The organism is Kitasatospora sp. NPDC007106 (genome assembly GCF_040634455.1).
In the GTDB taxonomy this organism is placed as follows: domain Bacteria; phylum Actinomycetota; class Actinomycetes; order Streptomycetales; family Streptomycetaceae; genus Kitasatospora; species Kitasatospora arboriphila.
This window is the reverse complement of the sequence record NZ_JBEYFP010000118.1, coordinates 1-13,419: the sequence shown is the minus strand read 5'-3', so window position 1 is coordinate 13,419 and position 13,419 is coordinate 1. Positions and strand designations below refer to the sequence as shown.

Genomic DNA, 13,419 nt, shown 5'->3' with positions numbered 1-13,419 from the left:
GCCGGAGCCTGAGCCGCCGCAGGGCCGCCCGCGCCGCGGTGCGCCGCCGTCCCGACGACGGCCCGTCGGCCGGGGCGAGTTCCCCGGCCAGCAGGTCCATCAGCAGGCCGTCGTGCCAGGTGCCGTCGGCGCCGCGCTCGTACTGCCGCATCACCCCGACCGGACGGAAGCCGACCTTGCGGTAACAGGCGATGGCAGGGGCGTTGTCGGCGGCCGGGTCGATCACCAGCCGATGGTGGCCGAGCTCCGTCACGAGGTAGCGGGCGAGGGTCCGCACGGCGTCGGTGCCCAGACCGCGGCCGTGCACCGCCGGGTCGAGGTACACGTCGATGCCGGCGTGCCGGTAGTCCGGCTCGTCCTCCTCGTGCCACTGGATCGCGCCGACCACCCGGCCGCGGTACTCCACCGCCAGCACCGGCGTCCGCTCGTCGGCGAGGTCCGATCTCACCTCGGCGACCATGTCGGGCCCGCCGCGCCAGCGGGCCCGCACCTCGGGCGTGGCCCGGATCCCGGCCAGCGCGGGCACGTCGGCGGGGGTCGCCGGGCGCAGGAGGACGGCGGCGCCGGGCAGGGTCGGCCTGGTCTGCATGCAGGCACGGTACCGGCCCGCGTGCGGGGTGACGGCCCGTCGGCGGATCCGGCACGACTTGTCCGGAGCAGCCACCACGCGTCAGCGCCCGACGGCATACTGTCGCCCGGCCGCCCTGCGGCCGACCGGGGCAGGGCAGGACGACACGGGTGGGGGCCGCCGGGCCGTGCAGGAGTTCCGCGGGGCAGGACCCCGCCGGATCGGCCAGTACGAGGTGCTGCGCCCGCTCGGCGCCGGCGGCACGGCGAGCGTGCTCGTGGACCCGCAGTGCGGCGGCGGACCCCGCGAGGTCGTCTACGTCACCGTCGACCTCGACCGCGATCCGCCGTCGGTCAAGGGCAAACGGGCCGACGACACCCCCGTCAACCTCAACGCCCTCAAGCTCTCCGTCGACCCCAACCAGTCCGTCACCTTCGAGATCACCGCCCTCGGCAAGACCTGCGACTGCACCTGGACGGCCGAACTCGGCTACGTCGACCAGGGGCAGACGCACACCCTCACCGTCGACGACCGGGGCAAGCCGTTCCGGATCGCCCAGGGCGGCACCTCCTACCTGCGCTACAGCCGGCTCCAGGGCAACCGCTGGATCGACGCCGAGCTGCGCAACTGACCCGGAGCACAATTGCGTTGCCCGGCCCCGCGCCGCCGCCCAGAATCGCCGGATGACCGCCGACTTCGCCCGCAAACCCGTCCTCACCGGCACCGCCGTGCAACTGCGCCCGTTCCGGCCCGAGGACCTGCCCGACATCACCGCCGCCATCGACGACCCCGAGGTGCAGCGGCTCACCGGCAGCGCCCACCGGCCGCCGATCGACGCCGGGGCGATCGCCCGCTGGTACGCCACCCGCAACGAGCAGACGGACCGGCTCGACCTCGCCGTGGCCGACCTGGCGAGCGGCCGCTGCGTCGGCGAGGTCGTGCTCAACGAATGGGACGAGCCCAACCTGAGCTGCAGCTTCCGCACCCTGATCGGCCCGGCCGGGCGCGGCCGCGGCCTCGGCACCGAGGCGCTGCGCCTGCTGCTCGCCCACGCCTTCGACGGGCTCGGCCTGCACCGCGTCCAGCTGGAGGTGTACGCCTTCAACCCGCGGGCCCGGCACGTCTACGAGAAGGTCGGCTTCGTCGCCGAGGGCGTGCGCCGGGAGGCGCTCCGGGACGGCGACGGCTGGGTCGACTCCACCGTGATGGCCGTCCTGGCCGGCGACTGGGCCCGGCACCGCGGCCGACCGGAGGCCGCCACGAACTGACGACACGTCAACGACCGCTCGGTGGGCCGCCGGTGGTGGTTCAGCGGCCGTGCGGGCGCTCCGCGGGGTCGGCCGGCAGGTCGAAGACGTGCTCACCGTCGGCGGCCCGCACCACCACCCGGTCCGGGCCGTCCCAATGCCCGTCCACCGGGCCGCCCGTCGCCGGGCCGTGCTCGAACACACCCAGCAGCCAGTGCCGCGCCGACCAGCCCCCACCGGTCTCCACCTCCACCGACCAGCACGGGCCGACCGCGTGGCGCACCACCGACAGCAGCCGGTCCGCCCGGCCGGGCGCCACCACCGACATCACGGTGTGCTGCCGCGGCGGACCGGTCACGTCCAGGGCGCCGATCAGCACCCGCAGCGCCAGCACCCCGGCCACCAGCAGCACCGGCGCCGTGAACAGACCACGGCCCGGTCTGCGCGGCGCCAGCACCAGCGCCGCGACCAGCAGCACCCCGGCCGCACCGAGCAGCGGCACCGGGCGGTCCAGCAGCTCCGCCACCCGCACCCGGCCGCCCGAACGCGCCGACCACACCCCGGCCGCGTACCCGGCCACCAGCAGCAGCGCCACCCCGGCCGCCGCACCGGCCGGCCGCCATCCGCGCCCGGCCTCCCGCCCCGCCGCAGCCACCGTGCTCCCCCGAACTGCGGCGCCCCCCGGCGCCGCTTCGCCGCAGGCTAACACCGGCCCGCGACCGGGCCGTCGGCACCCGGCGCCCCGGCCCGTGCCGCACCCGACGGACCGTCACCCGGTGGGCGCCGGAGCCGCACCCGGACCGTCACCGGGCCGGGCCGCCCACCGGCCCGCCGCGGCCGTCCGGGACGGTGCCACGGTCGGCTAGCCTGGGGGAACGATGAACCGCTTGAGCACGCCGTGGGGCGAGATCGACCTCACCCGCCACCCCGAGGACCCCCGCGACCAGCTGCGCGCCTGGGACGCCGCCGACGACTACCTGCTGCGGCACCTGGCGGAGGGCGGCACCGACCTGTTGGGCAGCGTGGTGATCGTCGGCGACCGCTGGGGCGCCCTCGCGACCGCGCTCGCCGAGCACCGGCCCGTACAGATCGGCGACTCCTGGCTCGGCCGGCAGGCCACCCTCGCCAACCTCGCCCGCAACCGCGCCGGCCACGCCGACGGGGTGCGGCTGCTCACCACCCGCGACACCCCGCCGGGCCGGATCGACGTGCTGCTCGTCCGGGTCCCCAAGAGCCTCGCCCTGCTGGAGGACCAGCTGCACCGGCTCGCCCCGGCCGTCCACGAGGGCACCGTGGTGGTCGGCACCGGCATGGTCACCGAGATCCACACCTCCACGCTCAAGCTGTTCGAGTCGGTGCTCGGCCCGACCCGCACCTCGCTCGCCGTCCGCAAGGCCCGCCTGATCCACTGCACCCCCGACCCGGCCCTGCCGCGCACCGGCAGCCCCTGGCCGCAGAGCTACCGGCTGCCGGACGGCATCGGCGCCGCCTCCGGGGGGACGGTCCACAACCACGCGGGCATCTTCTGCGCGGACCGCCTCGACATCGGCACCCGCTTCCTGCTCAACCACCTGCCGGAGCGGCACGGCCCCGAGACCGTCGTCGACCTCGGCTGCGGCAACGGCGTCGTCGGCACCGCCGCCGCCCTCGCCAACCCGGCCGCCGAGGTGCTCTTCCTCGACGAGTCGTACCAGGCCGTCGCCTCCGCCGAAGCCACCTTCCGGGCCAACCTCGGGCCCGACGCCCCGGCACGCTTCGAGGTCGGCGACGGCATGGCGGCGGTCGCCCCCGGCAGCGTCGACCTCGTCCTCAACAACCCGCCCTTCCACAGCCACCAGGCGCTGACCGACGCCACCGCCTGGCGGATGTTCACCGGCGCCCGGCGGGCCCTGCGGCCCGGCGGCGAACTCTGGGTCATCGGCAACCGCCACCTCGGCTACCACGTCAAACTCCGCCGCCTCTTCGGCAACTGCCGCACCGTCGCCGCCGACCCCAAGTTCGTCCTGCTCCGCAGCGTGAAGGGTCACCCCTAGGGCAAGCGGGTGGGGGCAAGCGCCTGGGGGCGCGGGGAACCGCGCAATGCGGGTGCGGCGAGCATCCTGATCGGGGCTGTCCCGGAGCCGCACGGTTCTCCCCCGGCCTTCTTCGGCCGGGAGGTGCCCCCACGCGCCCCTGCGCGTCTCATGCAGGCGTGAACACCAGGGTGGCGTTGTGGCCGCCGAAGCCGAAGGCGTTGGCGAGCGCGGCGCCGACGGCGCCCGTCCGGGGGCCGCCGGTGACGACGTCCAGCTTCACCTCGGGGTCGAGGTCGTCGAGGTTCCGGACGGCCGGCACGATGCCGTCCCGCACCGAGAGCACCGCCGCGATCGCACCCAGCGCCCCCGCCGCGCCGAAGAGGTGCCCGGTCATCGACTTGGTCGCGGTGACGGCGGGGTGGACGCCGATCGCCTCGGTGATCGACTGCGCCTCGGCGAGGTCGCCCTTGGGGGTGGAGGTGGCGTGGGCGTGCACGACGTCCACCGCCAGTGGGGGGAGGTCCGCCGCGGCGAGGGCCCGCCGCATGGCCCGGACCTGGCCCTCCGGGTGGGCCGCGGTGATGTGGTGGGCGTCGGAGGTGACGGCGGCCCCGGCGAGCGTGGCGTACGGGCGGGCCGTGCGGGCGGCGGCGAAGTCGGCCCGTTCCAGGACGACGACGGCCGCGCCCTCGCCGATGACGAACCCGTCGCGTCCGGTGTCGAAGGGCCGGGAGGCGAGCCCGGGGGCGTCGTTGCGGGTGGAGTGCGCCTGGGCCTGGGCGAAGCCGGCCAGGGTGAGCGGGCAGATGCAGGCCTCGGCGCCGCCGGCGACGACCACGTCGGCGCGGCCGAGCCGGATCAGGTCCAGTCCGAGGGCGATCGCCTCCGCGCCGGAGGCGCAGGCGCTGACGGGGGTGTGGGCGCCGCCGCGGGCGCCGAGGTCGATGCTGACCCAGGCCGCCGGTCCGTTGGCCATCAGCATGGGGACGGTGTGCGGCGAGACCCGGCGCACGCCGGATGCCTCCAGCACGTCGTCCTGGCCGAGCATGGTCAGTGCGCCGCCGGTGCCGGTGCCGATCACCACGGCGAGGCGTTCCGGGTCGACCTGGGGGCGTCCGGCGTCGGCCCAGGCCTCGCGGGCGGCGACCAGGGCGACCTGTTCGCAGCGGTCCAGCCGGCGGGCCTGCACCCGGTCGAGCAGTTCGGTCGGCTCGACGGCGAGCCGGCCGGCGATCCGCACCGGCAGTCCGGCCGCCCACTCCTCCTCGATGGCGGTGATCCCGGAGGTCCCCGCCAGCATCGCCGCCCAGGTCGAGGCGGTGTCCCCGCCGAGCGGTGTGGTGGCTCCGAGCCCGGTGACCACCACGTCGGTCCGTGCACTCACTGCTGAACTCCTTTGTGAAACGAACACAACACCGTGCCCGCCGCGGTCGTGTCGCCGGTCGGGCCTGTTCGCCACTCTGCCAAGGAACTGATGCCGCATCGGGCACCGGTCGGCACCGAGTCGGGGCGCAGAAGTTTGTAGGGTCCGGACGGTTGGCGGCGCCGAGGGGCGGGGATCGGGCAGGCTGGTCGTGGGGTGTCCGGAGCTCCTTGCATGAATGTTCCGAGGTGCGTATATTCATGCTTAACCAAGGAGGAACGCCATGGCATTGCGAGTCGCCGTCGCCGGAGCGAGCGGGTACGCGGGCGGTGAGGTGCTGCGCCTGCTGCTCGGCCACCCGGAGATCGAGATCGGGGCGCTGACCGGCGGTTCCAACGCGGGCGCCGTCTTCGGCAGCCTGCAGCCGCACCTGCTGCCGCTGGCCGACCGCGTGCTGGAGCCCACCACCCCCGAGGTGCTGGCCGGGCACGACGTGGTCTTCCTCGGCCTGCCGCACGGCCAGTCCGCCGCCGTCGCCGAGGCGCTCGGCGAGGACGTGCTGGTCGTCGACTGCGGCGCGGACTTCCGACTGAAGGACGCCGCGACCTGGGAGAGGTTCTACGGCTCCCCGCACGCCGGCACCTGGCCGTACGGCCTGCCCGAGCTGCCCGGCCACCGGGCCGCGCTCAAGGGCACCAAGCGGATCGCCGTCCCCGGCTGCTACCCGACGGCCGTCTCGCTCGCGCTCTTCCCCGCCTACGCGGCGAAGCTGGTCGAGCCGGAGGCCGTGGTCGTCGCCGCGTCCGGCACCTCCGGCGCCGGCAAGGCGGTCAAGCCGCACCTGCTCGGCAGCGAGGTGATGGGCTCGATGAGCCCGTACGGCGTCGGCGGCGTGCACCGCCACACCCCGGAGATGGCGCAGAACCTCGGCCCGGTGGCCGGCGAGGAGGTCACCGTCTCCTTCACGCCCACCCTGGCGCCGATGCCCCGCGGCATCCTGGCCACCTGCAGCGCCAAGGCGAAGCCCGGCACCACCGCCGAGTCGCTGCGCGCCGCCTACCGGGAGGCCTTCGCGGGCGAGACCTTCGTCCGCCTGCTGCCCGAGGGCCAGTGGCCGCAGACCAGTTCGGTGTACGGCTCCAACGCGGCCCTCGTCCAGGTCGCGCTGGACGAGCACGCCGGGCGGGTGATCGCCATCAGCGCGATCGACAACCTGGTGAAGGGCACCGCGGGCGGCGCGGTGCAGTCCATGAACATCGCCCTCGGCCTGCCCGAGGAGCTCGGCCTCCCGCTGAACGGAGTCGCACCGTGAGCCAGCCCGTGACCGACCATCAGAACATCGGCGTGACGGCGGCGAAGGGCTTCCGAGCGGCCGGCGTCACGGCCGGCATCAAGGCCTCGGGCACCCCCGACCTCGCCCTGGTCGTCAACGACGGCCCGCAGTTCGCCGCGGCCGGCGTCTTCACCTCCAACCGGGTCAAGGCCGCGCCGGTGCTCTGGTCGGAGCAGGTGCTGAAGACCGGCTCGCTCGCCGCGGTCGTCCTCAACTCCGGCGGCGCCAACGCCTGCACCGGCCCCGAGGGATTCCAGGACACCCACGCCACCGCCGAGAAGGTCGCCGCCGAGCTGAACACCGGCGCGATCGAGGTCGCCGTCTGCTCCACCGGCCTGATCGGCGTGCGGCTGCCGATGGACCTGCTGCTGCCCGGCGTCGAGCAGGCCGTGAAGGCGCTCAGCGAGGACGGCGGTCAGGCCGCCGCGATCGCCATCAAGACCACCGACACCGTGCACAAGACCGCCCAGGTCACCGCCCCGGCCGGCTGGACGGTCGGCGGCATGGCCAAGGGTGCGGGCATGCTCGCCCCGGGCCTCGCCACCATGCTGGTCGTCGTCACCACCGACGCCGCCGTGGAGAGCGCGGACCTGGACGCCGCGCTGCGCGGCGCCACCCGCACCACCTTCGACCGGGTCGACTCCGACGGCTGCATGTCCACCAACGACACCGTGCTGCTGCTCGCCTCCGGAGCCTCCGGCGTCGTGCCGGAGGCGGCCGAGTTCGCCGAGGCCGTCCGCACCGTCTGCGCCGACCTTGCCCGCCAGCTGATCGGCGACGCCGAGGGCGCCTCCAAGGACATCCGGATCGACGTCACCGGCGCCGCCACCGAGGACGAGGCCGTCGACGTCGCCCGCACGATCGCCCGCAACAACCTGCTGAAGTGCGCCATCCACGGCGAGGACCCGAACTGGGGCCGGGTGCTGGCCGCGATCGGCACCACCTCCGCCGCCTTCGAGCCGGACGCGCTCGACGTCGCCATCAACGGCGTCTGGGTCTGCCGCGGCGGCAGCGTCGGCGAGGACCGCGACCTGGTCGACATGGCCGGCCGCGAGGTCGTCATCACCGCGAACCTCAACGCCGGCAGTGCCGCGGCGACGGTGTGGACCAACGACCTCACCGCCGACTACGTGCACGAGAACAGTGCCTACTCGACCTGATCCCGGGGGACAAGAGACCGTGAAGATCGCACCCAAGGGTGAACAGGCCCGCAGCAACGCCGCGCTGCCCAAGGCCCGCACCCTCATCGAAGCGCTCCCGTGGCTGGAGCGCTTCCACGGCAAGACCGTCGTCATCAAGTTCGGCGGCAACGCCATGGTGGACGAGGACCTCAAGGCCGCCTTCGCCCAGGACGTCGTCTTCCTGCGCTATGCCGGCCTGAACCCGGTCGTCGTGCACGGCGGAGGCCCGCAGATCAACGCCCAGCTCGACAAGCTCGGCCTGGAGTCCTCGTTCACCGCGGGCCTGCGGGTCACCACCCCGGAGACCATGGACGTCGTCCGGATGGTGCTCGCCGGGCAGGTCCAGCGCGAGCTGGTCGGCCTGCTCAACGGGCACGGCCCGTTCGCGGTCGGCATGACCGGCGAGGACGCCCACACCATGACGGCCGTCAAGCGGTACGCCGTGGTGGACGGCGAGCAGGTCGACATCGGCCTGGTCGGCGACATCGTCAACATCGAGGCCGGCGCCGTGAAGGCGCTGATCGGCGACGGCCGCATCCCGGTGATCTCCTCGATCGCCCGCGGCGCCGACGGCCACGTCTACAACATCAACGCCGACACCGCCGCGGCCGCGCTCGCGGTCGCGCTCGGCGCGGAGATGCTGGTCGTGCTGACCGACGTCGAGGGCCTCTACAAGGACTGGCCGAACTCCGACGACGTGATCAGCCAGCTCACCGCCTCCGAGCTGGAGGAGATGCTGCCGACCCTGGCGACCGGCATGCTCCCCAAGATGGAGGGCTGCCTGCGGGCCGTCCGCTCCGGCGTGGGCACCGCCCGCGTGCTGGACGGGCGGGTGCAGCACAGCCTGCTGCTGGAGATCTTCACCGACGAGGGCGTCGGCACCATGGTCGTGCCCGACGACGAACCGACCGTACTCGGGGGCCTGGCATGAGCAACAGCGAACTGACCCAGCGGTGGCAGCACGCGCTGATGGACAACTACGGCACCCCGCGGATCCCGCTGGTCCGCGGCGAGGGCGCCAAGGTCTGGGACGCCGACGGCAACGAGTACCTCGACCTCGTCGGCGGCATCGCCGTCAACGCGCTGGGCACCGCCCACCCGGCCGTCGTGGAGGCGGTCACCCGGCAGATCACCACCCTCGGCCACGTCTCCAACCTCTTCATGGCCGAACCGACCGTGAAGCTCGCGGAGAAGCTGCTGGAGCTGTTCGGCCGCCCCGGCCGGGTGTTCTTCTGCAACTCCGGCGCCGAGGCCAACGAGGCCGCCTTCAAGATCAGCCGGCTGACCGGCCGCACCCACCTGGTCTCGATGCAGGGCGCCTTCCACGGCCGGACGATGGGCGCCCTCGCGCTCACCGCCCAGCCCGCCAAGCAGGAGCCCTTCCGGCCGCTGCCCGGCGACGTCACCCACGTGCCGTTCGGCGACGTCGAGGCGCTGCGGGCCGCCGTCACCACCGAGACCGCCGCCGTCTTCCTGGAGCCGATCCAGGGCGAGAACGGCGCGATCCCGCTGCCCGACGGCTACCTGCGGGCCGCCCGGGAGATCACCCGCGCCACCGGCACCCTGCTCGTCCTCGACGAGATCCAGACCGGCGTCGGCCGCACCGGCCACTGGTTCGCCCACCAGGCGTACGAGGGCGTCGAACCGGACGTCGTCACCCTCGCCAAGGGCCTCGGCGGCGGCCTGCCGATCGGTGCCGTGGTCGCCTTCGGCGACACCGCCGACCTGCTCCACCCGGGCCAGCACGGCACCACCTTCGGCGGCAATCCGGTGGTCGCCGCGGCCGGCCTCGCCGTCCTGGAGACCGTGGAGTCCGAGGGCCTGCTGGAGCACGTCCGCAAGATCGGCGACAAGCTGCGGCACGGCATCGAGGCGATCGGCGACCCGCTGGTCGACCACGTCCGCGGAGCCGGGCTGCTGCTCGGCATCGTGCTGACCGAGCCGGTCTCCGCCAAGGTGCAGGCCGCCGCGCAGCAGGCCGGTTTCCTGGTGAACGCCGCCGTGCCGGACGCCGTCCGGCTGGTGCCGCCGCTCGTGCTGACCGAACAGGAGGCGGACTCCTTCCTCGCGGCGCTGCCGGGCATCCTCCGGACGGTGCGCGGGGAAGCCCCCGACGCGAACAGCTGAGCGGAGTCCGGGAGAATCGTCACATGACCGCACCCCAGTCCGACCAGCCCGCCTCCGGGGCGACGCCGCAGGTCCCGCAGACCCGCACCGCGCGCCACCGGCGGATCGTGGACCTGTTGACCCGTCAGCCCGTCCGCTCGCAGAGCCAGCTCGCCAAGCTGCTCGCCGACGACGGACTGGTCGTCACCCAGGCCACCCTGTCGCGGGATCTGGACGAGCTGGGCGCGGTGAAGATCCGCAACCGGGACGGCGCACTGATCTACGCCGTGCCCGCCGAGGGCGGGGACCGCACCCCGCGCGCGCCGATGGGGGAGTCCGCCAGCGAGGCCAGGATGGCCCGGCTGGCGGGCGAACTCATGGTCTCCGCGACGGCCTCCGGCAACCTGGTCGTGCTGCGCACCCCGCCGGGCGCCGCGCAGTTCCTCGCCTCGGCGATCGACGCCGCCGAGACCTACGAGATCATCGGCACCATCGCGGGCGACGACACGGTGCTGCTGATCAGCCGCGACCCGTCAGGCGGCCAGGCGCTGGCCGACCACCTGATGCAGCTGGCACAGGCCAAGGCGCAGTAGCGCTCCGGTTGAACGCACACCACCCCGGCGACCGGCGAGGTCGCCGGGGTGGTGTGCGTTCCGGCGTGGGACCGGCCGGCACGCGGGGGGCGTCGCGGCGCCACGGCCGTCGCCCTACGCCGGCATCAGCCGCTGGCGCGGCGGGCGCCCCTTCTCCCGCCCCGTGTGCCGGTCGGTCCACATTCGTGTCCGGCGCAGCGCCGGGACGGTCGTTGACCCTGCCCCGGGGCGGGCCTACCTTGGCCGCGAGCCAGGCCCGGGCCGGGCCGCGTTTTGAAATCCATACGCGGTAGTGCATACTTATGCCTAACGCCGTATGGGACTCGCCCCGCTGTGAGCTCCGCCCCGTTCGTACCGTCTGTGAAGGAGAAAGCCGTGACCGAGCGCGTCGTACTCGCCTACTCGGGCGGTCTGGACACGTCCGTCTGCATCGGCTGGATCGCCGAGGAGACCGGCGCCGAGGTCATCGCCGTCGCCGTCGACGTCGGCCAGGGCGGCGAGGACCTGGACGTCATCCGCCAGCGCGCGCTGGACTGCGGCGCCGTCGAGGCCGAGGTCGCGGACGCCCGCACCGAGTTCGCCGACGAGTACTGCCTGCCGGCCCTCAAGGCCAACGCCCTCTACCAGGGCCAGTACCCGCTGGTGTCGGCCCTCTCCCGGCCGGTGATCGTCAAGCACCTGGTCGCCGCCGCGCAGAAGCACGGCGCCACCACCGTCGCCCACGGCTGCACCGGCAAGGGCAACGACCAGGTCCGCTTCGAGGTCGGCATCAACTCGCTGGCGCCGAACCTCAAGTGCATCGCCCCGGTCCGCGACTACGCGATGACCCGCGACAAGGCGATCGCCTTCGCCGAGGCCAAGGGCCTGCCGATCGCGACCACCAAGAAGTCGCCGTACTCGATCGACCAGAACGTCTTCGGCCGCGCCGTCGAGACGGGCTTCCTCGAGGACATCTGGAACGCCCCGATCGAGGACGTCTACGAGTACACCCAGAACCCGGCCACCGCGCGCGAGGCCGACGAGGTCGTCATCACCTTCGAGGCCGGCGTGCCGGTCGCGATCGACGGCCGCAAGGTCACCGTGCTGCAGGCGATCGAGGAGCTGAACAAGCGGGCCGGCGCCCAGGGCATCGGCCGCCTCGACATGGTCGAGGACCGCCTCGTCGGCATCAAGTCCCGCGAGATCTACGAGGCCCCCGGCGCGATCGCCCTGATCACCGCCCACCAGGCCCTGGAGAACGTCACCGTCGAGCGCGAGCTGGCCCGCTACAAGCGGCAGGTCGAGCAGCGCTGGGCCGAGCTGGTCTACGACGGCCTCTGGTTCTCCCCGCTGAAGCGCGCCCTGGACGGCTTCGTCAACGAGGCCAACCAGAGCGTCTCCGGCGACATCCGGATGGTGCTGCACGGCGGCCGCGCGGTGGTCAACGGCCGCAAGTCGGACCAGTCGCTGTACGACTTCAACCTCGCCACCTACGACACCGGCGACACCTTCGACCAGTCGATGTCCAAGGGCTTCATCGAGATCTTCGGCATGTCCTCGAAGATCGCCGCCCGCCGCGACCTCGCCTGATCCCGAACGGCCAACCGGGCCCCGGCCGCTCTCCCCGCGGCCGGGGCCCGCCCCCATCACCTGTAAGGAGCCCACGCGATGACCGCCGACCAGAACGCCGCCGGCAGCAATCCTGAGCTGCGCCTCTGGGGCGCGCGCTTCGCCGACGGCCCCTCCGAGGCGCTGGCCAGGCTCTCCGCCTCGGTCCACTTCGACTGGCGTCTCGCGCCCTACGACATCGCCGGCTCCAAGGCGCACGCCCGGGTGCTGCACACCGCGGGCCTGCTGAGCGCGGACGAGCTCGACGCGATGCTGGCCGGGCTGGACACCCTGCTGGCCGACGTCGAGTCCGGCGCCTTCACCGGCACCGTCGCCGACGAGGACGTGCACACCGCCCTGGAGCGCGGCCTGCTGGAGCGCCTCGGCCCCGACCTCGGCGGCAAGCTGCGGGCCGGCCGCTCCCGCAACGACCAGATCGCCACGCTGTTCCGGATGTACCTCCGGGACCACGCCAAGACCATCGGCGGCCTGGTGCTCGACCTCCAGCACGCCCTGGTCGGCCTCGCCGAGGCCCACCCCGACACCGCGATGCCGGGCCGCACCCACCTCCAGCACGCCCAGCCGGTGCTCTTCGCCCACCACGTCCTCGCGCACGTGCAGGCCCTCGGCCGGGACGCCGAGCGGCTGCGCCAGTGGGACGCCCGCACCGCCGTCTCCCCGTACGGCTCCGGCGCGCTGGCCGGCTCCTCGCTCGGCCTCGACCCGCAGGCGGTCGCCGCCGACCTCGGCTTCGAGCGGGGTTCGGTCGGCAACTCCATCGACGGCACCGCCTCGCGGGACTTCGTCGCCGAGTTCGCCTTCGTCACCGCCATGATCGGGATCAACCTCTCGCGGATCGCCGAGGAGGTGATCATCTGGAACACCAAGGAGTTCGGCTTCATCACGCTGCACGACGCCTTCTCCACGGGCTCCTCGATCATGCCGCAGAAGAAGAACCCGGACATCGCCGAGCTCGCCCGCGGCAAGTCCGGCCGCCTGATCGGCAACCTCACCGGCCTGCTCGCCACCCTCAAGGCGCTGCCGCTCGCGTACAACCGCGACCTGCAGGAGGACAAGGAGCCGGTCTTCGACTCCTGCGACACCCTGGAGGTCCTGCTGCCGGCCTTCACCGGCATGATGGCCACCCTGACCGTCCACCGCGAGCGGCTGGAGGAGCTGGCCCCGGCCGGCTTCTCGCTCGCCACCGACGTCGCCGAGTGGCTGGTCAAGCAGGGCGTGCCGTTCCGGGTCGCGCACGAGGTCGCCGGAGCCTGCGTCAAGACCTGCGAGCAGCAGGGCATCGAGCTGGGGGACCTGACGGACGCCCAGTTCGCGGAGATCTCCGAGCACCGACGCCGCCGGCGACCCGCCGACCCTCGCCGCCACCCGGCTGGTCGCCGCCCAGCAGGGCTTCACCGTGCGCCCG

The 13,419-nt window shown here is 73.7% G+C and carries 12 protein-coding genes and 1 pseudogene; 10 read left to right on the top strand and 3 right to left on the bottom strand.

Translation table 11 applies throughout. The features are described from left to right. Window positions 1–76: 76 nt before the first annotated feature. Window positions 77–589, bottom strand: a pseudogene (locus tag ABZ641_RS13530) (GNAT family protein); the annotation flags it as partial. 166 nt (window positions 590–755) lie between these two features. Here ABZ641_RS13530 and ABZ641_RS13525 point away from each other — a divergent pair. Together ABZ641_RS13525 and ABZ641_RS13520 are read left to right on the top strand one after the other, a co-directional pair. Then, complete coding sequence (locus ABZ641_RS13525; RefSeq protein WP_359981554.1) at window positions 756–1,199, top strand: hypothetical protein; 444 nt, start codon at window positions 756–758, stop codon at window positions 1,197–1,199. Window positions 1,200–1,251: 52 nt separating this feature from the next. After that, entirely contained in the window at window positions 1,252–1,836 is a 585-nt protein-coding gene (locus tag ABZ641_RS13520; RefSeq protein ID WP_359981551.1) for a GNAT family protein, read from the top strand. A gap of 40 nt (window positions 1,837–1,876) precedes the next feature. Here the strand turns inward: ABZ641_RS13520 and ABZ641_RS13515 are convergent, their stop codons facing one another. Continuing rightward, complete coding sequence (locus tag ABZ641_RS13515; protein WP_344621662.1) at window positions 1,877–2,470, bottom strand: hypothetical protein; 594 nt, start codon at window positions 2,468–2,470, stop codon at window positions 1,877–1,879. A gap of 223 nt (window positions 2,471–2,693) precedes the next feature. Between ABZ641_RS13515 and ABZ641_RS13510 the strand changes: the two genes are divergently transcribed. Then, on the top strand, window positions 2,694–3,848 hold the full coding sequence (locus ABZ641_RS13510; RefSeq protein WP_359981548.1) for a methyltransferase: 1,155 nt from the start codon (window positions 2,694–2,696) through the stop codon (window positions 3,846–3,848). A gap of 148 nt (window positions 3,849–3,996) precedes the next feature. Here ABZ641_RS13510 and ABZ641_RS13505 read toward each other — a convergent pair whose 3' ends face one another. Continuing rightward, entirely contained in the window at window positions 3,997–5,214 is a 1,218-nt protein-coding gene (locus tag ABZ641_RS13505; RefSeq protein ID WP_359981545.1) for a beta-ketoacyl-ACP synthase II, read from the bottom strand. A gap of 262 nt (window positions 5,215–5,476) precedes the next feature. Between ABZ641_RS13505 and argC the strand changes: the two genes are divergently transcribed. From argC to argH, 7 genes are all read left to right on the top strand, one after another. After that, entirely contained in the window at window positions 5,477–6,505 is a 1,029-nt protein-coding gene (gene argC, locus ABZ641_RS13500) for an N-acetyl-gamma-glutamyl-phosphate reductase (protein ID WP_344621665.1), read from the top strand. Window positions 6,506–6,531: 26 nt separating this feature from the next. Then, window positions 6,532–7,686 carry a bifunctional glutamate N-acetyltransferase/amino-acid acetyltransferase ArgJ gene (gene argJ / locus ABZ641_RS13495; RefSeq protein ID WP_344621710.1) on the top strand — a complete coding sequence of 385 codons (1,155 nt, stop codon included), beginning with the start codon at window positions 6,532–6,534 and terminating at the stop codon, window positions 7,684–7,686. A gap of 19 nt (window positions 7,687–7,705) precedes the next feature. Then, entirely contained in the window at window positions 7,706–8,638 is a 933-nt protein-coding gene (argB, locus tag ABZ641_RS13490) for an acetylglutamate kinase (RefSeq protein WP_344621666.1), read from the top strand. Next, a complete protein-coding gene (locus ABZ641_RS13485) occupies window positions 8,635–9,834 on the top strand; it encodes an acetylornithine transaminase (RefSeq protein ID WP_344621667.1) in 1,200 nt (399 codons plus the stop codon). Before argB ends, ABZ641_RS13485 begins: the two co-directional genes overlap by 4 nt. 23 nt (window positions 9,835–9,857) lie before the next feature. Then, entirely contained in the window at window positions 9,858–10,406 is a 549-nt protein-coding gene (locus tag ABZ641_RS13480) for an arginine repressor (RefSeq protein WP_344621668.1), read from the top strand. Window positions 10,407–10,781: 375 nt separating this feature from the next. Continuing rightward, the gene (locus ABZ641_RS13475; protein WP_030268595.1) at window positions 10,782–11,975 is read left to right on the top strand and encodes an argininosuccinate synthase; all 1,194 of its coding nucleotides are present in this window, start codon (window positions 10,782–10,784) and stop codon (window positions 11,973–11,975) included. 78 nt (window positions 11,976–12,053) lie between these two features. After that, on the top strand, window positions 12,054–13,419 hold a 1,366-nt coding region (gene argH / locus ABZ641_RS13470; protein WP_359981541.1), incomplete at its 3' end, for an argininosuccinate lyase.

Excerpts from the sequence above, each read along its gene's own strand:
- ABZ641_RS13520 (WP_359981551.1), top strand. The coding sequence starts at position 1,252 with ATGACCGCCGACTTCGCCCGCAAACCCGTCCTCACCGGCACCGCCGTG.
- ABZ641_RS13510 (WP_359981548.1), top strand. The coding sequence starts at position 2,694 with ATGAACCGCTTGAGCACGCCGTGGGGCGAGATCGACCTCACCCGCCAC.
- argC (WP_344621665.1), top strand. The coding sequence starts at position 5,477 with ATGGCATTGCGAGTCGCCGTCGCCGGAGCGAGCGGGTACGCGGGCGGT.
- ABZ641_RS13485 (WP_344621667.1), top strand. The coding sequence starts at position 8,635 with ATGAGCAACAGCGAACTGACCCAGCGGTGGCAGCACGCGCTGATGGAC.
- ABZ641_RS13480 (WP_344621668.1), top strand. The coding sequence starts at position 9,858 with ATGACCGCACCCCAGTCCGACCAGCCCGCCTCCGGGGCGACGCCGCAG.